At 65.2% G+C, this 19,723-nt stretch carries 15 protein-coding genes; 8 read left to right on the forward strand and 7 right to left on the reverse strand.

Translation table 11 applies throughout. The features are described from left to right. Positions 1 to 166 precede the first annotated feature (166 nt). Positions 167 to 1,030: a LysR substrate-binding domain-containing protein gene (locus AC5ZG1_RS39555; RefSeq protein WP_028167959.1), complete on the reverse strand. Its 864-nt coding sequence runs from the start codon at positions 1,028 to 1,030 to the stop codon at positions 167 to 169. A gap of 97 nt (positions 1,031 to 1,127) precedes the next feature. On the opposite strand from AC5ZG1_RS39555, the gene AC5ZG1_RS39560 reads away from it, so the two are divergent. Then, positions 1,128 to 2,042 carry a DMT family transporter gene (locus AC5ZG1_RS39560; RefSeq protein ID WP_130231342.1) on the forward strand — a complete coding sequence of 305 codons (915 nt, stop codon included), beginning with the start codon at positions 1,128 to 1,130 and terminating at the stop codon, positions 2,040 to 2,042. A gap of 92 nt (positions 2,043 to 2,134) precedes the next feature. Further along, positions 2,135 to 3,475, forward strand: a complete 1,341-nt coding sequence (locus AC5ZG1_RS39565; protein WP_496136151.1) for an NRAMP family divalent metal transporter — start codon at positions 2,135 to 2,137, stop codon at positions 3,473 to 3,475. Positions 3,476 to 3,477: 2 nt separating this feature from the next. Here the strand turns inward: AC5ZG1_RS39565 and AC5ZG1_RS39570 are convergent, their stop codons facing one another. From AC5ZG1_RS39570 to AC5ZG1_RS39590, 5 genes are all read right to left on the reverse strand, one after another. Beyond that, on the reverse strand, positions 3,478 to 4,260 hold the full coding sequence (locus AC5ZG1_RS39570; RefSeq protein ID WP_496136152.1) for a TIGR02186 family protein: 783 nt from the start codon (positions 4,258 to 4,260) through the stop codon (positions 3,478 to 3,480). Next, positions 4,257 to 5,186: a sulfite exporter TauE/SafE family protein gene (locus AC5ZG1_RS39575; RefSeq protein WP_130231337.1), complete on the reverse strand. Its 930-nt coding sequence runs from the start codon at positions 5,184 to 5,186 to the stop codon at positions 4,257 to 4,259. Before AC5ZG1_RS39575 ends, AC5ZG1_RS39570 begins: the two co-directional genes overlap by 4 nt. A 196-nt stretch (positions 5,187 to 5,382) precedes the next feature. After that, on the reverse strand, positions 5,383 to 6,051 hold the full coding sequence (locus AC5ZG1_RS39580; protein WP_496136153.1) for a COG3904 family protein: 669 nt from the start codon (positions 6,049 to 6,051) through the stop codon (positions 5,383 to 5,385). Positions 6,052 to 6,293: 242 nt separating this feature from the next. Then, positions 6,294 to 9,710 carry a hypothetical protein gene (locus tag AC5ZG1_RS39585; RefSeq protein ID WP_496136154.1) on the reverse strand — a complete coding sequence of 1,139 codons (3,417 nt, stop codon included), beginning with the start codon at positions 9,708 to 9,710 and terminating at the stop codon, positions 6,294 to 6,296. Between the two features lie 234 nt (positions 9,711 to 9,944). After that, positions 9,945 to 10,532: a PadR family transcriptional regulator gene (locus tag AC5ZG1_RS39590; protein WP_130227279.1), complete on the reverse strand. Its 588-nt coding sequence runs from the start codon at positions 10,530 to 10,532 to the stop codon at positions 9,945 to 9,947. Positions 10,533 to 10,682: 150 nt separating this feature from the next. Here AC5ZG1_RS39590 and AC5ZG1_RS39595 point away from each other — a divergent pair, with 150 nt between their 5' ends. The 4 genes from AC5ZG1_RS39595 (at position 10,683) to AC5ZG1_RS39610 (ending at position 16,697) form a co-directional block, all read left to right on the forward strand. Continuing rightward, positions 10,683 to 11,108 carry a nuclear transport factor 2 family protein gene (locus AC5ZG1_RS39595; RefSeq protein WP_130227280.1) on the forward strand — a complete coding sequence of 142 codons (426 nt, stop codon included), beginning with the start codon at positions 10,683 to 10,685 and terminating at the stop codon, positions 11,106 to 11,108. A gap of 126 nt (positions 11,109 to 11,234) precedes the next feature. After that, the gene (locus tag AC5ZG1_RS39600) at positions 11,235 to 13,025 is read left to right on the forward strand and encodes an acyl-CoA dehydrogenase C-terminal domain-containing protein (protein WP_496136155.1); all 1,791 of its coding nucleotides are present in this window, start codon (positions 11,235 to 11,237) and stop codon (positions 13,023 to 13,025) included. A gap of 76 nt (positions 13,026 to 13,101) precedes the next feature. After that, positions 13,102 to 14,310, forward strand: coding sequence for an acetyl-CoA C-acetyltransferase (locus tag AC5ZG1_RS39605; protein WP_496136156.1), 1,209 nt, complete (start codon positions 13,102 to 13,104; stop codon positions 14,308 to 14,310). Between the two features lie 161 nt (positions 14,311 to 14,471). Continuing rightward, a complete protein-coding gene (locus AC5ZG1_RS39610; protein WP_496136157.1) occupies positions 14,472 to 16,697 on the forward strand; it encodes a 3-hydroxyacyl-CoA dehydrogenase NAD-binding domain-containing protein in 2,226 nt (741 codons plus the stop codon). A gap of 137 nt (positions 16,698 to 16,834) precedes the next feature. Here the strand turns inward: AC5ZG1_RS39610 and gstA are convergent, their stop codons facing one another. Next, positions 16,835 to 17,446, reverse strand: coding sequence for a glutathione transferase GstA (gene gstA / locus AC5ZG1_RS39615; protein ID WP_496136158.1), 612 nt, complete (start codon positions 17,444 to 17,446; stop codon positions 16,835 to 16,837). Positions 17,447 to 17,591: 145 nt separating this feature from the next. Here gstA and AC5ZG1_RS39620 point away from each other — a divergent pair, with 145 nt between their 5' ends. Together AC5ZG1_RS39620 and AC5ZG1_RS39625 are read left to right on the forward strand one after the other, a co-directional pair. Further along, positions 17,592 to 18,080: a MarR family winged helix-turn-helix transcriptional regulator gene (locus AC5ZG1_RS39620; RefSeq protein WP_028167946.1), complete on the forward strand. Its 489-nt coding sequence runs from the start codon at positions 17,592 to 17,594 to the stop codon at positions 18,078 to 18,080. Between the two features lie 96 nt (positions 18,081 to 18,176). Beyond that, positions 18,177 to 19,547 (forward strand): glutamate--cysteine ligase, encoded by a 1,371-nt coding sequence (locus AC5ZG1_RS39625; RefSeq protein ID WP_028167945.1) that lies wholly within the window; start codon positions 18,177 to 18,179, stop codon positions 19,545 to 19,547. Positions 19,548 to 19,723: the final 176 nt, after the last annotated feature.

The raw sequence follows: 19,723 nt of genomic DNA on the forward strand, positions 1-19,723 counted from the left end.
CCCTGCGCCCTCTGCTATCGAGGAGGGTGGAAAGTGAAGCAAAACTCGGACGCAACGCGCCGCGAGAACGCGAACTCACATCCTCACGCTGTTTGAAATTTGAATCGTGATCTCTCCTCTCGGAATCTTGAATCGTAGGCTGGGTAGAGCGCACGCCCTACGGCACCTACGCCGCTTTCGCCTGCACTGTGTCGCAGAATTCCGCGAGCCTGTCGGCAAGTCGCAGTGTGGCGGGGCTGGCGGCGGGGGAGGCGAGCAGGGCGAGTTCGGTCCGGTCGATCGGCGCAAAACCGTCTTTTGCCGTGAGCACGCGGTGATCGGCCTGGATCGCGATCTCCGACAGGATGCTCAGGCCCATGCCGGCGGCGACTGCGGCCTGGATGCCGGAGAGGCTCGAGGACGTATAGGCCATATGCCAGGGGCGGCCCGCGCTCTCCAGCGCGTGGATCGCGCCAGCCCGGTAGAGACAGCCGGCCGGAAATCCGATCAGCGGCACCGAGCCGCTGCGGGTGTCGCGTGGATGCGTCTTGCTGGTGACCCAGTGCACCCGTTCCGGCCAAGCCGCGATCGCGCCCTTCTCGCCGGCGGTGCGCTTGAGCAGCGCCAGATCGAGCTCGCCGCGATTGAGATCGCGCTGCAGGTGCATGCTCTGGTCGGCGCGCACGTCGAGCCGCAGCGTTGGATGGGAACGCGAGAACGCGCCGAGCAGCTTTGCCAGCCGATAGGCGGCGAAATCCTCGGGAATGCCGAGCCGGATCGCACCCTGATAGGTCGGCCGCGTCACGACATCGCGCGCCTCCTCGGCAAGCGCGAGCAGCCGCCGCGCATAGGACAGCAGTCGTTCTCCGGCTTCGGTCGGGGTGACATCCTTGCCGTTGCGGATCAGCAGCGGCTGACCGACATCCTCCTCCAGCCGCTTGATCTGCTGGCTGACGGTGGATTGGGTGCGGTGGACCCGCTCACCGGCGCGGGTGAAGCCGCCGGCATCGACCACCGAGACGAAACTGCGCAGCAGTTCCAAATCGAACATGGCGGCACCTATTCAAAAATCCACTGGCTGCCAGTCTATCATTTAATTTCCAAATGGGAAGGCGAGGGCCTAGATGGAAGGGCCAAGGAGAATTCTCATGTCGCTCGCCCCTTCGATCGCGGCTCCCCGTCAGGGCTTCAACCCGCTGCCGCTATTGATTGCCTTGTTCTGCCTGCTCTGGAGCTACGCTTTCATCGCCGGCAAGATCGGCGTCACCGATTGTCCGCCGCTGATCCTGCTCACGGCGCGATTTTCGCTCGCGGGCATCCTGATCCTTGGTTTTCTGGCGCTGCGCCGCGAGGGTTGGCAGCTCTCCTGGCGCGATGTCGCTGTTTATTCGGTGCTCGGCGTTGCCAACAATGCGCTCTATCTCGGGCTTGGCTATACCGGATTGAAGACGGTCTCGGCCGGCATCGGCGGATTGATCGTCTCGGCCAATCCGGTGTTCACGGCGGTGCTGGCGGCGCTGTTCCTCGGCGAAGTCCTGACCTGGCGCAAGGTCGCGGGCCTCATGCTCGGCGTTGCCGGTGTCGCCTTCATCGTCTGGCATCGGCTCTCCGTCGGCACCGAGCATATGGAAGGCATCGTGTTCACGCTGGCCTCGCTCGCCTCCATTGTCACCGGCACCATCCTGTTCAAGCTGCTGTCTCCTAAGGGCAGCCTGTGGGTCGGCAACGGCATCCAGAATCTCGCAGGCGGGCTTGTGCTGTTGCCATTCGCGTTCGCGCTCTCCAGCGTCTCCGAGATCGTGCCGAGCGCGCGGCTGCTCGGCGCGTTCGCCTTCCTGGTGTTCGGCGGATCGATCCTGGCCTACGCGCTGTGGTTTCATCTGCTCAAAGTGTGTGGCGCCACCGCCGCGAGCGCCTATCACTTCCTGATGCCGCCGCTCGGCATGCTGTTCGCCTTCCTCGTGCTCGGCGAGCATGTCGAGTCCCGCGACCTGCTCGGCATCATCCCGGTCGCGCTCGGCATCTATCTCGTGACCCGTCCGATCGCGGCATCGCGCGCCTGACGGCCTGTCTTGCTTGTGCCATAGCGGCCAGCCAGATACAGCGCCGGGAACCGAACCACCTCCGGTTCGTTGTCGCGGCGACTGGACCGGGCATGACGCAACACAAGGCATCGACAGGCAATCACCTAAAGCCCGGCAACAAGCCGGCCCCGAATGCCAAGCCGCGCCAGCCCTTCGAGCTCAAGCGCTTCCTGAAATCGCTCGGCCCCGGACTGATCACCGGCGCCTCCGACGATGACCCGTCCGGGATCGGCACCTACAGCCAGGCCGGCGCGCAGTTCGGCTACGGGATCGGCTGGACCATGCTGTTCACCTTTCCGCTGATGGTGGCGATCCAGGAGATTTCGGCGCGCGTCGGCCGCGTCACCGGTCGGGGCATTTCGGGCAATGTGTGCCGGCACTATCCGCTGTGGCTGCTCAACATCGTGGTCACGCTCTTGTTCATCGCCAACACGATCAACATCGCGGCCGATCTCGGCGCCATGGCGGATGCGACGACGCTGCTGGTCGGCGGGCATCCCATCCTTTACGTGCTGTTGTTCGGGGTGGCCTCGGTGGCCGCTCAGATCATCCTCGATTACAAGCGCTATGTCGCGGTGCTGAAATGGCTGACGCTCAGCCTGTTCGCCTATGTTGCGGCCCTTGCCTTCGCCCGCATCTCCTGGGGCGAGGCGCTCGCCGGCATATTGATTCCAAGGCTCGCCTGGAACGACAACTATTTCACCACCATCGTCGCGATCTTCGGCACCACCATCTCGCCCTATCTGTTCTTCTGGCAGGCCTCGCAGGAAGCCGAAGACCAGCGCGTCGACGCCAAAAAGCAGCCGCTGATCGAAAAGCACTATGGGGCGCGGAAGGAGTTTTCCCGCATCCGCGCCGATACGATCGTCGGCATGGCGCTCTCCAACCTGATCGCGATCTCGATCATCGTCACGGTCGCCGCGACCTTGCATGTGGCGGGGAAGACTGACATCCAGAGCTCGGCGCAGGCGGCAGAGGCGCTGCGTCCCATCGCCGGCCCGTTCGCAGAAGCGATCTTCGCGCTCGGCATCGTCGGCACCGGGCTGCTCGCTATTCCCGTGCTTGCGGGCTCAGCCGCGTATGCCGTCGGGGAGGGACGTCGCTGGCCGGTGGGCCTGGCGCGCAAGCCGAAGGAGGCCGCCGCATTCTATGCCGTGCTGGCGCTGGCGGCCGGCTTCGGCATCGCGCTGAATTTCACGCCGATCAACCCGATCTCGGCGCTGTACTGGAGCGCGGTCATCAACGGCGTACTCGCCGTTCCCGTGATGGTGCTGCTGATGGTGATGGCGCGCCGCCATGACGTGATGGACCGGTACATCATCACCGGTCCGCTCTATTGGCTCGGGTGGCTGTCGACCGTGGCGATGCTGCTGAGCGTGGTTGCGATGGGCGTCGGACTGTTCGCGTCGTGACGTCAATCGCGCCGGAACACGATCGAGGCCATCCAGCCGGTCATGAGCGCCATGGCGGCGGTGACGAGGCCGTAGGCAAGGCCGTTCTGCCGCGCGGTATTGGCGACGAACTGCTCGAAACCGACCTTGACGATCTCGAACGCGGTATTGGCCTTGGTCACCAGCGCACCATCGGTGAACAATTTGATCTCAACATTATAAGTGCCGATCGGCACCTCCGCCGGCAGCGGAATCGTGGTGCGGAACAGGGTCGGGGTCAGGAAGGTGACTGCCGAGGTCTCCTCGCGGTACAGCCCGTGCTCGGTGCGCAGCCGCACGAAGGCGCTGCGGAAGACGTCGTCGGGGACGACGTCGGCATAGTCGCCGCTGACGCGCTGCATCAGCAGCACGTTGTTGAGCCCGAGCTGCTGACGCCGTTGCACCTCCGGCGAAGCGATCTGGTCGAAGGGGCGATTGGAGAACAGCGCGAGATAGGTCGGCACCTGCAGGAACTGACGATAGTCGCTGTTGATCCAGATGCCGAATCTGCGCTCCTTGCGCCGCGTCACCATGTCGGCGCGCGGTCCGACCACGGTCACCACGAGGTCGTAATTGGTGCGGCCGGGTGGGGTGTCGGCATCCCTCTCGACCGAGCCGAACAGCACCAGTTCCTCGCCGGCATAATTCGGCGTTACCGTGACGCGGTGGTTGGAGACCGAGACGATCAGCCGTTCCGCACGGGCCGGGCTGGTGGCGAGGATCGCACCGAGCAGGCCGGCGAGAACGAGGAGTGCGCGGGCGGTCATGGCGCTGCCCCGCCGGATTCGCGGATGGTGAAGAGATCGGCGGGGCGGATCACGAGCTCGACCGCAAAGCGGATGCCGACCGCAAGCACCAGGAGCCCGAGCAACAGCCGCAGATGCTCGCCGCGGATCTTCTGGCCGGCGCGGGCGCCGAACTGCGCTCCGGTGACGCCGCCGACCATCAGGATCAGGGCCAGCACGGCATCGACCAGGTGGTTGGTGACCGCGTGCAGCAGGGTCGCAAAGATCATCGTCACCAGCGTCAGCACCATCGAGGTGCCGATCACGGTCGAGGTCGGAACCCGCAAGAGGTAGATCATCAGCGGCACCAGGATGAAGCCGCCGCCGATGCCCATGACGGCGCCGATGAAGCCGATCACGAGGCCGACGAAGATGACGGGAATGATGGAGAGATAGATCTTGGAGCGCTTGAAGCGCATCTTCAGCGGCAGGCCGTGGATCCAGCCATGGCTGCCCGGGCGGCGCAGCGTGGCGGCGCCGCCGCGGCGACTGCGCAGCATCGCGCGCAGTCCCTCATAGGCCATCGCCGTGCCGACCGCGGTGAGCAGCACGACGTAGGACAGCCCGATCATCAGGTCGAGCTGACCGAGCGAGCGCAGATAGGTGAAGGTCCACACCCCGAGCGCGGTGCCGATCGTGCCGCCGCTTAACAGGATCAGCGCCAGCGCCGGATCGATGGCGCGGCGGCGCCAATAGGAGAGCGCGCCGGAGAAGGAGGAGGCCGCGATGTGGCTGGCGACCGAGGCAACCGCCACCGCCGGCGCGATGCCGATGAAGATCAGCAGCGGCGTCATCAGGAAGCCGCCGCCGATACCGAACATGCCGGAGACGAAACCGACCGCCGCGCCCATCGCCAGCACGAGGAAGATATTGACGGGAATATCGGCGATCGGGAGGTAGAGCTGCACGCGCGGTCGCTTCTTATAATGCCGCGGGGCTGGCGCATGGCCAGCCCACGGCGCGGTTTTCTGATCGAGCTTGCGGGCAGCGGAATCCGGCGCGGAAGCGGACGCGGATCGGTTGCCGCGCCCTTGAATAACCGAAATCGCCGCGACGAGGGACTATAGAATCCGCCGATGCGGAGTTTTTTGTCGCGCCCGCGCCTTACGGCCGGCCGATGGGATCGGTGACCAGGTTCATCGCTTCGGCTTCCTTGGTGCCGAGCCAGCGGATGTCCCTGGTTTGTGACATCGCCTCGACGATTGTGGAGGATACGCCCATCCTGGTCATGTAGTGCAGCACGGCACCGGTGACGCGCTGGGTGTCGGCGACGGGGTCGGCAACCGGCGCCGTGGTGACGAACCGGTGGACGCCCAGCATCGAGCCCTCAATGCCGTAGCGGGTGGTGCCACCGGCATAGGCGAGGACGCAGGCGCTGGCGCAATAGGCCGGGCGGACCTGGCTCGAAGCATCGGCAACGCCGACGGCGGTCGTCAGCCCGCGGGAACGGATCATTTCGCCGATGATGAGCGCCTGATTGAGGTCGCCGCCCGGAGACGACAGAAGCACAACGTCGCCGGGCGCCAGATGGGCCTCATCCAGCCTGTCGCGGAACCAGTTTGCGGCGGCCGGGCCGATCTCACCCCTGATGGCCAAAGCGGGCCGTGAGCCGATAGGCCCGCCGAGATCGGTCTTGCCGATCAGTTTCGAACTCAGGCTCGGTGAAAAATACTGGTCTCTCCAATAGGCCCAGGCGTCGGGCCGCGACAGGTCCCGATAAGCGCGGATGCCGACGCCGGAGATCAGGAGGGCGAATATGACAATCGACCACATCGACCGCCGCCAGGCGGGCCGCTGAGACGGCCGCGCTTTGGGCTGATCGACCGACTGGCGTGGTGGTGCTACGCGGGGGCCGGTCGGCGAGCTTCGGTAGCGACCTTCGTGGTCTTGGGCTGACAAACTGGTTCTCTCGGCGCTGGCAGCTACCCCCGCGGGGGCGCGGCCTTTCTACACAGCTTCAGCGCTGAGATACATATGGCGACGCAGCACCGCGGCGTCGTGCATCTGTCATAATTTTAATGCGCGATCGAGGCCGTGCGCTTCGGCGACGCTGCCCGGGCCGCGGGCTTGGCCGCATTGGGCGGCACCGTCGCCGCGTCCCAACCGCCGGGCGGGGTCGCTGCGTTGACGGCGTCGTCGGGCTGCGGCTCGGCGGTGAAGGTCTGGATCGCGAGCTTGGCCGCTGCGAGCGATTGCGCGTCGAGGCGCTTGGCAACATCGTCGCGTTTGCGGCTCGCGTCGGCGTCGCCCTGGGCTGCGGCCAGGCTGAACCATTTGAAGGACTCGGCCAGGTTCTGCTCGACGCCGATGCCGCGTGCATAAAGGATGCCGAGATTGAACTGGCTGTCGGCGACACCGCGATCGGCGGCCTTGCGGAACCACTGTGCCGCGCCCTTGTAGTCGGCGCCCTTGCCGCCGCCATCGGCATCGAGCACCGCGAGGTTGTGCATCGCCTTGGCGTTGCCGCGCTCGGCGGCCTGCACGTAGTAACGCCGCGCGGTGTCGACATCCTTCTTCACGCTGAGTCCCTTCTCATAGAAGGTTCCGAGCCGGAAGACCGCGGGGATCACGCCGGCCTGCGCGGCGCGCTCGTACCACTTTGCGGCCTCGTCATAGTTGATCGGAACGCCCTTGCCTTCGGCGAAGCGCACGCCAACCTCGTAGGCGGCGGCCGGATCGCCCCTCAGCGCGGCGGCGCGCAGCACCGGGCCGCCGATGCCGTCAGGCAGCCGCTCGCTCGGTGGCACCTGCACCATCGTGAGCCTGCCGCCGATCGGCGCGGCGGACGGCACGCGGATCGAGCCGGTGATGTCGTTGTTCGCGACGGGCGATGGCGAAGGCACGGGCGCCGGCGGGATCGTCACCTGCGAGCCGTCGAGCATGTTCGGCGCGGTGCTGTTGTTGGATTGCCGGCCGAGCGGGGTTGGCGAGGTCATCAAGGGCGCCGCGGGTGCCGGCGCTGGCGCGGGTGCGACGGCCGCACTGTCGGCCGGCGGCAGTGCGAAGGCGGGAGCGTCGCTCGACCTCTCCATCGACATCTGCGACGAGGCGCCGCTGTCGAGCAGGATCATCGCCACCTTGAAGGCGCCGAGCACGATGACCACCACACTCGCGCCGACCAGCAGCGAGCGGATCTTTGACGTGATGGTCGAGGGCTCCTTGCCCTCGGATTTGCCCTGAGCCTTGTCGACCGGCTTGGCCTTGGCTGCGGCCTTGGCCCCGCCGCGCCCGCCCTTCTCATTGGCAGCCTGGGCGGCCGCGGCCTGGGCGGCGCGGCGTGCGGCGGCAATGAAGCTCGACGTAGAGACCGGCTCTTTCTTGTCTGTCGAAATCTCGCTGATCGCGCTCTCCGACGCGGCGATCCGCTCGGTGGGCGTCGACACCCGTCCGGTCGGGCGCGTGCCCGGCTCGAGCGGATGATCCGGCGGCAGGTCCGGCTCGAGCGCGGTGCGAACCGCGGCGTGTGGCTCCAAGATCTCGCTGATGGCGCGCGGCGGCAACGGCGGCGGAACGGGTACAGCCTCCGGCGGAGTAGCCGCATGGAAGTCGCGCGGCGCCGCGGCGAAGTGCTCCTGCGCCGTGAAGCGCTGCTGCATCGCCGGATTCGGCAATTCGGGCTGCGGCGCCATTGGCTGCGGCATCGAGGCGCGTGGCGGCTCGGCCGGCGCCGCTGACGGGGCCGGCGCGGAGCGAACGTCGCGCAGATCGTTCTCGATCAGCGCAAGGCGATCGACCACGTGGCCGAGGGTATTGTGCACCGTCTCGAGCGAATCCTGGGTGCGGCGGTCGGTTTCCGACTGGCTGTAGCGGATATCGGACAATTCGCGCTTGACCATGTCGACAAGGCCAGGGTCGAGCGGCTGCGGCGCCGGTGCGCCTGCGTTGCGGCTCGCCTCGGCCAGTGACACCAAATTGGCGTGCTGGCGTTCGAGATGGCGCAGGATGTCCTGCAGCCCTTCTTCGATGCGGCCAAAATTGCCGGACTGAGGATTGGGAGAGGCTTCGAGGCGCTCGAGCAGGCAGGAGACACGCTGTTCGAGATGGGCGAATGCCGAGGCGCTGTCATTGCCGACCTGCATGCGGTCGATGCGCTCCGACAGCGCACGCAGGGCGTCTTCGAGATGTTGCGAGTGTTCGGTCGGTGCCGGGCGTTCGCGGCTTTCCAGGGTCGCGGCCAGGGCGGCGATCCGCTGTTCGAGGACCGCAAAGGCATCGCCGTGATTGCCGGCGCGCGCGAGCTCGTCGACCTTGGCCGACAGCGTCTGCACATCCTCGGCGAGCCGCGCCAGTGCGTCGTTGGAGGCGATGTTGGAGACGATCGCGCGGAGCGCGGCGATTGCGCTCTCGAGCTGATGCACCGTCGAGGGATCGTCGTTGGCGCGCAGGATCAGATCGAGCTTGGCGCCGAGATTGCGGATCGCCTCGTCATAGCCCGCGAGCTGCTCGGCGGGCGTAAGCGAGCGCAGCACCTCGCGGATCTCGGACAGCGCACGCTCGATGCCGGAGAGCGCCTGGCCGTCGGCACCGTTCTGCCGGTTGTCGTCGATGCGCCGCGACAGCAAGCGGATCTCGCCTTCGAGCGATTCGATCGCGCGGCGCGGCATCGCCTCGGTGAGCGCGGAGCGGATTTCCGCAAGCTCGCTCCGGAACGCGGCGATCGATTGCTCGATATGATCGGGCCGTTGCAGTGCCTCGATCTGGCTCGTGATCTTGATCAGATAACGCTCCAGCGAGGAGAAGTCCGGGCCGGCCGGTCCCGGCGCGGCAGGTGCCGGTGCAACCGGAGGAGCATGCGCGGCCATTGGCGGAACGCTTGGGCCCGTCGGCTGAGCTGCACCCGCTGGCTGAGCGTGGCGCGGCGGCATCTGCCGCGGCGGCGGACCATCGAGTTCGTTCTGGCGCGCGGTGATCTCCGCGATTGCGGAATCGAAGGAGGCGGGACTTAGCGGCGGCGAAGGACGGTAGACCTTTGCGGCGGCACGCTCGACGGCTTCCGCCTGGCGCTGCCGCTCCGGCATCGGGGGCTGCTGCGCCGCAGCCATCTGGGGCTGGCGCGCCGCGGCGGGGTTTGAGATCTGCGACAGCCGAGCATCGAGCCGCGAGATCGCGTCGTTGAGCTGGCGCGCGACGTTGGACTGGCCGCGCGCAGCGTCGTTGCGCGGGGCATCATTGCGCGGCGCGGGCCGCGCGATTCGATCGATCTGCTGGGTGATCGCATCCAACCGCTGATGAATGTCGGCGACGTCCCGGCTTGCCTGGCTCGGCATCGCGGGCCGCGCCTGGTCATTGCGGAGATCCGGCGGCGCCGGCTCGCCCACGGTGGAATTGAGCCAGTCGTTCAGCGACATGCCGGCCCGGCGAGCCGCGGCCTCGGCTCTCTCGCGGACGGATGGATCAATGCCGTCAACACTCCACGATACGCGCGAATTCATGATTCCGTCCGGTCCCGACTAAGGCGTCCACACCCACGCCTGCAGCCTCCCCGTACGTCCCGATTGACCAGACAATCGAATTCCGCGCGAGGCGTCTGCCTTAGCCGTCGACTTTTTCGCGTTAGGGTAAAGAACGGGTTAAGGAACGGCGCTGCGGGGCTCTAAAGTTACCTCTGCGCGGAACTCGCGTCGCGATGCCCGTCGTCCCGGGACGACGAAGGAGGCGGTTCGGCCTTACGCCTTGTCGTCGCCTTGGCCCGCTTTGAGCGGCTGAACGGTCGTCCGATTGGCCAGGGCGGAGAGGGCATCGATGGCCTCCTCGCACCACTCCGCCACGACCTGCTCATGGCGAAGGCCGATACGAAGCCCGAGCAGCTTGCCCATATCGGCCGGCGAGGCCACGCCTTGCGGGAACCGCTTGTTGAGCAGGCGCTCATAGCGCTCGTAGCGGTCGCGGTGGTGTTCCAATCGCGCCATCAGGTCGGTGCGCAGCGGTTCGATATCGACGCTGTCGAGCGCGTAGAGCCGCACCAGGAGATCGTCCTTGATCGATGCCGGGACGCTCGGCCGCGCGGCCCAGTGCCGCAGCGCAGCCTTGCCTTCAGGCGTTAGCGTGTAGACGAGCTTGTTGGGCTTGCCCGATTGGACGACTTCGCGGGCCTGGACATGGCCGCGGTCGCGCAGCTTGGAAAGCTCGCGATAGATCTGCTGGTGGTCCGCCTTCCAGAAGAACCCGATGGAAGCATCGAACGTCTTGGCGAGCTCGTAGCCCGTCATCGGACGTTCGGTCAGGCATGCGAGGATCGCGTCACCCAGCGCCACTGGTCGCCACTCCTTTTCTACCTCCTCGACCATCCTTGACTTTATGCACATAGGCGCATATGCGTCAATGTGCATATCGACGGCCAGGACTTAACGGGCTCGCCAAGATCGGGCCATTGCACGTTCCGCCAAGAGGAGACGTCTTTGACAATGACCGGCCTCGACAAATGGTACGCCTACATGAAATCCCACGATCGCGCAGCGCTCTGGGATCTGCTTCACCCCGACGCCGTATTCGAAAGCCCCGTCGTGCACACGCCGCAGCGCGGACGCGACATCACCTTCAAATATCTGTCGAGCGCGGAAAAGGTGCTGGGTGGCCCTGGCTTCACCTATCGCGGCGAATGGCGCAGCGATAATGGCGCGGTGCTCGAATTCGAGAATGAGATCGAGGGCATTCAGATCAACGGCGTCGACATCATCACGTTCGATGCAGAAGGACGGATCACGCATTTCAAGGTGATGGTGCGCCCGCTGAAGGCGATCAACCTGCTGCACCGGCTGATGGGAGAAGAGCTGATGCGGCAGGCCGGCGAGGCCAGCGCCGCCAAGTCGCAGCCTAAGTCGCCATCGTGATCCCGATATTCGCTTTCCCGGAACGCCGAAAGGTCTAAGGTCTGTTTCGGGAACCTTTAGTGGTCGCAGCGTCGCGAGGGTTTTGCCTGCGGCGCCAACTTCAAAAACTGCCTGCCGGAGCACACCATGCCGATCTACAAAGCCCCAGTCGAAGATGTGAGTTTCCTGCTCAACGATGTCTTCCAGATCGACCGCTACGACAACCTGCCAGGTTTCACCGATGCATCGGCCGACGTGCGCGAGGCGATCCTGGGCGAGGCGGCGAAGCTTTCCGAAGAAGTGTTGCAGCCGCTCAACCGCGTCGGCGACCTCGAAGGCTGCAAGCGCCATGACGACGGCTCGGTGACGACGCCGAAAGGCTTCAAGGAAGCTTACAGGCAGGTGGCTGAAGGCGGCTGGCTCGGACTCTCGGCGCCGACGGAATATGGCGGGCAGGGCCTGCCGGTGACGTTGAGCCAGGCGGTCAACGAATTCCAGATCTCGGCCAACATGGCGTTCTCCATGTATGGCGGCCTCACCATGGGCGCGACCGCGGCGCTGTTGGTGCACGGCACGGACGAGCAGAAGAAGACCTATGTTCCGAAGATGGTGGCGGGCGAATGGACCGGCACCATGAACCTCACCGAGCCGCATTGCGGCACCGACCTCGGCCTGCTGCGCACCAAGGCTGTGCGCCAGGCCGACGGCAGCTTCAAGATCACGGGCACCAAGATCTTCATCTCGGCCGGCGAGCACGACCTTACCGACAACATCATCCACCTCGTGCTCGCGCGCATCGAAGGCGCGCCCGCCGGCATCAAGGGCGTCTCGCTGTTCGTCGTGCCGAAATTCATGGTCAATGCCGATGGCTCGCTCGGGGCACGCAACGGCGTCACCTGCGGCTCGATCGAGCACAAGATGGGCATTCACGGCAATTCCACCTGCGTGATGAATTACGACAATGCCACCGGCTGGCTGATCGGCCAGGAGAACAAGGGCATGCAGGGCATGTTCGTGATGATGAACGAGGCCCGGCTCGGCGTCGCCGTGCAGGGGCTCGCGCAGTCCGAGGTCGCCTACCAGAACGCGGTGGCTTATGCGCGTGAGCGCCTGCAGGGCCGCTCGCTGACCGGGGCGAAGGAGCCGGATAAGCCGGCCGATCCGATCATCGTGCATCCTGATGTCCGCCGCACGCTGCTGACCATCCGCGCCTTCAACGAGGCGGCGCGCGCCATGGTGATCTGGACCGCGCTGAAGAGCGACGTCGCCCACCGCTCCAACGATCCCAAGGATCGCCAGGAGGCCGACGACCACATGGGCCTGATGACGCCGGTGCTGAAAGGCGTGCTCACCGACACCGGCTTTGCCAACACGGTGCTGGCGCAGCAGATGTATGGCGGCCACGGCTATATCGCCGAGCAGGGCATGGAGCAGTTCGTGCGCGATGCACGCATCTCCATGATCTATGAGGGCGCCAATGGCATCCAGGCGCTCGATCTCGTCGGCCGCAAGCTGCCGCGTGACGGCGGCCGCGCGGTGATGGCGTTCTTCGGCGAAGTCGGCGCTTACGCCAAGGAGCACGGCGCGGACGAGGCCATGAAGCCGTTCGTGACCCCGCTCTCGGCCGCGCTCGGCCATCTGCAGCAGGCGACCGGCTGGCTGATGCAGAATGCGATGACCAAGCCCGACAATGCCGGCGCGGCCGCGACCGACTACATGAAATTGTTCGGGCTGGTCGCGCTCGGCTATATGTGGGCGCGGATGGCGAAGGTGACGCAGGACAAGATCGCCGCCGGCGGCGCGACACCTTACCTCTCGACCAAGCTCGTGACCGGCCGCTTCTTCATGGAGAAGCTCTTGCCGGAGACGGCCGTGCATCTGGCGCGCATCCAGAGCGGCAGCGCGACCACGATGGAATTGGCGGCAGAGGCGTTTTGAACAAAGATCGATGGCCTGCCCTCGCGGTTTTGGCCGGTTCGGCTTAACATTATGATCCTCATGTAAGGAGGGCGTCATGCCTGAGGCATATATCTACGATCACGTTCGTACCCCGCGCGGCCGCGGCAAGCCTGACGGCGCGTTGCACGAAGTCACTGCGCTTGCGCTCGCCACCGCGCCCTTGAAGGCGCTGAAGGAGCGCAACAACATCGCCGAAGACGTCGTCGATGACGTCGTGCTCGGCATCGTCGATCCCGTCGGCGAAGCCGGCTCCGACATGGCGCGCTTCGCCGCGCTGAAGGCGGGCCTCGGCGAGAAGGTTCCCGGCGTGCAGATCAGCCGCTTCTGCGCTTCGGGCCTCGACGCCGTGAATTTTGCGGCGGCCCAGATCATGAGCGGGCAGCATGAGCTCGTGATCGGCGGCGGCGCGGAATCCATGAGCCGTGTCGGCATCGGCGCGTCCGGCGGCGCCTGGCCGATGGACCCCTCGATGGCGGTGCCGGCCTATTTCATGCCACAGGGCATCTCGGCCGACCTGATTGCGACCAAATACGGCTTCTCCCGTGACGACGTCGACGCCTACGCCGTGCAGAGCCAGCAGCGCGCCGCGAAATCCTGGGACGAAGGCCGGTTCGACAAATCGGTCGTGCCGGTGAAGGACGTCAACGGCCTCACCATCCTCGCCAAGGACGAGCATATGCGGCCCACGACGACGATGCAGTCGCTGGCGCAACTCCAGCCGTCGTTCGCGGCCATGGCCGCGATGGCGGGTTTCGATGCGGTGGCGGTGCAGTCGCATCCGGAGATCGAGAAGGTCAATTATGTGCACCACGCCGGCAATTCCTCGGGGATTGTCGACGGCGCCGGCGCGGTGCTGCTCGGCAGCAAGGAAGCGGGCGCGAAGCTCGGCCGGAAGCCGCGGGCCAAGATCCGGGCCTTCGCCAATATCGGCTCGGAGCCCGCGATGATGCTGACCGGGCCGGTCGACGTCACCGAAAAGCTGTTCGCGCGTTCCGGCATGAAGAAGTCGGACATCGATCTGTTTGAGCTCAACGAAGCCTTCGCCTCGGTGGTGCTGCGCTACATCCAGGCGTTCGACATCGACAACGCCAAGATCAACGTCAATGGCGGCGCGATCGCGCTCGGCCATCCGCTTGGCGCGACCGGCGCAATGATTTTGGGCACCGTGCTCGACGAGCTCGAGCGCACCGACAAGTCGACCGCGCTGGTGACGCTTTGCATCGGCGGTGGCATGGGCACCGCGACGATCATCGAGCGGGTTTAAGGCGACATCGTTGTAGGGTGGGCAAAGCGAAGCGTGCCCACCATCGAATTCTCAGCAAGTGATGGTGGGCACGGCGCAAGTGCGCCTTTGCCCACCCTACGATCCGAGCATTAGGACAACTGCCAGCGCCTTACCGGCAGCCGGCATCGAGGGAGCACCACATGGCCTTCAAGAATTTCAAATTCGAAACCGATGCCGACGGCATCGCGCTCGTCACCTGGGATATTCCGGGACGTTCGATGAACGTGCTGGACGAGACCTCGGTCCTCGAGCTCGAGGAGATCGTCAAGCAGACCACGGCTGATGCCACGATCAAGGGCGTCGTCATTACATCCAGCAAGGACGCATTCTGCGCCGGCGCGGACCTGTCGATGCTCGAGGGCATGAACCGGACCTATGCGCAGCTGTTGCAGGAGAAGGGCGAGGTCGCGGCCAACCAGGTGCTGTTCGACCAGAGCCGACGTTTCTCGCAGGTGTTCCGCTCGATCGAGACCTCGGGCAAGCCGTGGGTCGCGGCGATCAACGGGCTCGCGCTCGGCGGTGGCTTCGAGATCACGCTGTCCTGCCACTATCGCGTCGCCGCGGAAAATCCGAAGACCCGGCTCGGCCTGCCCGAGATCAAGGTCGGCCTGTTCCCGGGCGCCGGCGGCACCCAGCGCGTGCCGCGCATCGTGGCGCCGCAGGATGCGATGCAGCTCCTGTTGAAGGGTGAGGCGATCAACCTCGCAAGGGCCAAGCAGCTCAACCTGATCCACGCGATCGTGCCGCCTGCCGACCTGATCAAGGCCGCCAAGGACTGGATCAAGGGCGGCGGCAAGGCGGTCGCGCCGTGGGACGAGAAGGGCTTCAAGCTGCCCGGCGGCCCTGTCTTCTCGAAGATGGGCATGCAGATGTTCCCGGCGGGCAATGCGATCTACCGCCGCGAGACCTACGACAATTATCCGGCGGCGCGCGCCATCATGAGCTGCGTCTACGAAGGCCTGCAGTTGCCGATCGACGCCGCGCTGCGCGTCGAGTCCCGCTACTTCACGCAAGTGCTGCGCTCCAAGGAAGCGGCGGCAATGATCCGCTCGCTGTTCCTGTCGATGCAGGAACTGAACAAGGGCGCCCGCCGCCCCGCCGGCGTGCCGCCGACCAAGGTGAAGAAGCTCGCCGTGATCGGCGCCGGCTTCATGGGCGCCAGCGTCGGCTACGTCTCAGCCAAGGCCGGCATCGACGTAGTGCTTGTTGATCGCGATCAGGAGAGCGCCGACAAGGGCAAGGCGCACGCCAAGAGCGTGATCGACGGTCTCGTCGCCAAGGGCCGGGCGAAGGAGGCCGAGCGCGATGCGCTGCTGTCGCGCATCACAGCGACCGCCGACTACAACGTTTTGAAGGACTGCGAGCTCGTCATCGAGGCGGTGTTCGAGGACCGCAAGGTCAAGGCGGACACCTATGCCAAGGCGCAGCCGCTCTTGAAGGGCGACGCGATCTTCGCGTCCAACACCTCGACGCTGCCGATCAATTCGCTGGCCGAGGAATTCAAGGACCAGGGCAAGTTCATCGGCATCCACTTCTTCTCGCCGGTCGAGAAGATGATGCTGGTCGAAATCATCCTCGGCAAGAACACCGGCGACGTCGCGCTCGCCACCGCGCTGGACTATGTCCGCGCCATCGGCAAGACGCCGATCGTGGTCAATGACTCCCGCGGTTTCTTCGCCAACCGCTGCGTGATGCGCTACATCGCGGAAGGCAACGAGATGTTCCTCGAAGGCGTGCCGCCGGCGATGATCGAGAACACCGCCAAGATGGCCGGCATGCCGGTCGGGCCGCTGTCGCTGTCGGACGAAGTCGCGCTCGATCTCGGCCTGAAGATCATGAAGGCGACCGAAGCCGATCTCGGCCCCAACGCCGTCAATCAGGACCACAAGAAGCTGATGGTTGAAATGGTCGAGAAGCAGGGCCGCTTCGGCCGCAAGAACGCCAAGGGCTTCTATGACTATCCGGAGAAGGGCAAGGGCCAGAAGAGCCTGTGGCCGGGCCTCGCCGGCCTGCAGCCGAAGCACCTCGATCCGGATACGCTCGATGTCGAGGAATTGAAGCAGCGCTTCCTGGTGGTGCAGGCGGTGGAAGCCGCGCGCACGGTGGAGGATCACGTCATCACCGACGTGCGCGAAGCCGATGTCGGCTCGATCCTGGGCTTCGGCTTCGCGCCGTTCACCGGCGGCACGCTGTCCTATATCGACTTCATGGGGACGAAGAAATTCGTCGAGCTCTGCCACAAATTCGAGGCCAAATACGGCTCCCGTTTCGCCCCGCCGAAGCTCCTGGTCGAGATGGCGGCCAAGGGCGAGACCTTCTACGGCCGCTTCCCGCCGAAGAAGCCGGTGGCGCAGGCTGCGGAGTGACTCGTCGTCCCGGGCAAGCGGAAGCGCGACCCGGGACCCATAACCACCGGACTGCGTTGTTGAGCAGGCTGGGGGCCCATCAAGCGCAACAATGACGCCCTGGGGTTATGGGTCCCGGCTTTCGCCGGGACGACAGCTTACGCCTTCAGCAGCCCTTCCTTGGTGAGCGCTTCCTGCACCTTGGGCCGGGCGGCGATGCGGGCCTTGTAGGCGGTGAGGTTGAGCAGGCCCGACAGGTCGAACTTCATCCGGTCGGCCCAGGCCAGCATCGTGAACAGATAGCCGTCGGCGACGGTGAACTGGCTGCCGAGGAGGTAGTCGCGCCCGGCAAGCTGGCCGTCGATATATTTCAACTTGCCCATCAGGCGGTCCTTGAAGAACGCCTTGGTGTCGTCGGACAGGACCGGCGCGAACAGCGGGCTGAAATTCTTGTGCAGCTCGGTGGTAATGAAATTGAGCCACTCGAGCAGCTTGTAGCGCTCTGCGCTGCCATGGGCCGGCGCCAGGTTCTTGGCCGCGGCACGGTCGGCGATGATCTGCACGATCACGGGCCCCTCGGTGACCAGTTCGCCCGAATCGAGCGCCAGTGCCGGCACCTGGCCCTTGGGGTTCACTTTCAGGAAATCGTCGCCATTTTCCAGCTTCTTGGCGCGCACATCGACCTTGACCAGCTCGTAGGGCAGGCCGGCTTCCAGGAGCGCGATATGGGGCGAAAGCGAGCAGGCGCCGGGCGAATAGTATAATTTCATCGGAGATCTCCTCTCGAATTCTTGTAGGCCTTTTTGTTGTTGGCCTTGGGCGTCGGACCGACTAAATGCACCTGCATGAACAGTCAAGATTGATGCAGGTGCATTCAGTACGGTAGACTTTGTACCGACGATGACGGACCAGACCATGAAACGCAAACCATCGACCGAGGCGACCGCCGCCTGGATCCGCCTGATGCGGGTGCAGAGCCGGGTGCTCGACGCCGTCGAGCAAGACCTGAAGAAGGCCGGCTTTCCGCCGCTCGCCTGGTACGATGCCCTGCTCGAATTGTCGCGCGCGCCGTCGGGGGAGTTGCGGCCGGTGGAATTGGAGCGGCAGATGCTCCTGCCGCAATATTCGACGTCGCGGCTGATCGATCGCCTGGTGGACGAGGGGCTGGCGGCGAGGCGCGAATGCAAGGTCGACAAGCGCGGCCAATTCGTCGAGATTACCGAGGCGGGACGTGAATTGCAGAAGCGGATGTGGGGCGCCTATTCGGCGGCGATCGAGAAGCATGTCGGGTCGAAACTGTCTGACGTCGACGCGGTCAAGCTCTGCGCGCTTCTGGACCGGCTGGGATGTTCCTGCAGCGACGCCAAGTCGCCTGCGATAAGAGACGGCGTGACTGCCCGATGATATCATTGTTGCCACCAGCATCCGCGGGCCGCCTGGTTCGTGGATGCCCCTGCCACCGCGCGCATTCGATCGAAGCGCTTCAGTATCGGAATTCGTATGGCGCGTGACCAGATCGATATGACGCCACTCCAATCGCGCGACGAACTGGTCGCGTGGATCGAGGCGGGCGTGAAGGATCCTGCCGATTTCCGGATCGGGACCGAGCATGAGAAGACGCCGTTCACGCTGCAGGGCCATCAGCCCGTGCCGTATGAAGGCGCGCGCGGCATCGGCGCCTTGCTCGACGGCATGAAGCTCCTGCTCGGCTGGGAGCCGATCGTGGAGAACGGCAACATCATCGGCCTCTACGACGTCACCGGGGGCGGCGCGATCTCGCTCGAGCCGGGCGGCCAGTTCGAATTGTCGGGCGCGCCGGTCGAGACCGTGCATCAGACCCAGAGCGAATTGATGGCGCATCTGGCGCAGGTGCGCGAGATCGCAACGCCGCTCGGTATCGGCTTTCTCGGCCTCGGCATGACGCCGTCCTGGTCTCGGGCAGAGATCCCGGTGATGCCCAAGGGCCGCTACAAGATCATGACCGGCTACATGCCGAAGGTCGGCAAATACGGCATCGACATGATGTACCGCACCTGCACGGTGCAGACCAATCTCGACTTCTCCTCCGAAGCGGACATGGTGAAGAAGCTGCGCGTATCGCTCGCCTTGCAGCCGATCGCGACCGCGCTGTTTGCCAACTCGCCGTTCACGGAAGGCAAGCCGAACGGCTTCCTGTCGTTCCGGTCCGAGATCTGGCGCGACACCGACAATGCGCGCTCGGGCATGCTGCCATGGGCGTTCGAGGACGGCATGGGGTTCGAGCGCTGGGTCGATTATGCCCTCGACGTGCCGATGTATTTCGTCAAGCGCGGCGACGACTATCTTGACGTCTCCGGCACCTCGTTCCGCGATTTCTTCGAGGGCAAGAATCCTGCATTGCCCGGCGAGCGTCCAACCCTGTCGGACTGGGCCAATCATCTCTCGACGATCTTTCCGGAGGTGCGGCTCAAGCGCTATCTGGAAATGCGCGGCGCCGATGGCGCGCCATGGGGGCGGCTGCCGGCATTGCCGGCATTCTGGGTCGGGCTGCTCTATGACAACGACACGCTGGATGCGGCCTGGGATCTGGTGCGGAACTGGACCGCGCGGGAGCGGCAGGCGCTGCGCGACGACGTGCCGCGCTTCGGCTTCAAGGCGCGGATCAAGGACCGCTATCTGTTCGAGATCGCTAAAGAGTGTCTCAAACTGTCACATGCCGGTTTGCGGCGGCGTAACCGCATCGACCAGATCGGCCGCGACGAGAGCCGCTATCTCGAGCCGCTGGAGCGGATCATCGATTGTGGCCGGACGCCGGCGGAAGAGCTGCTGGACAAGTTCAACGGCGCCTGGAACGGCTCCGTCGAGCCGGCCTATGATGAATGCGCGTTCTAACCCTATCCGCTTGTTTTGATGCATGTTCTTTGCCTGCGTGGCGTTCACGCCACACGCAGGCCGGCAGTCACAGCAACTGGTGTGCCAGCTTGCCGCATTTTTGAGCCGTTCATCCAGCGTACAGGTTGGCGGCGCTCAAATGACCACCCGCGGTGAGCGCGGGGGACAGTCGAAAG

This window comes from Bradyrhizobium sp. Leo78 (assembly GCF_059512425.1).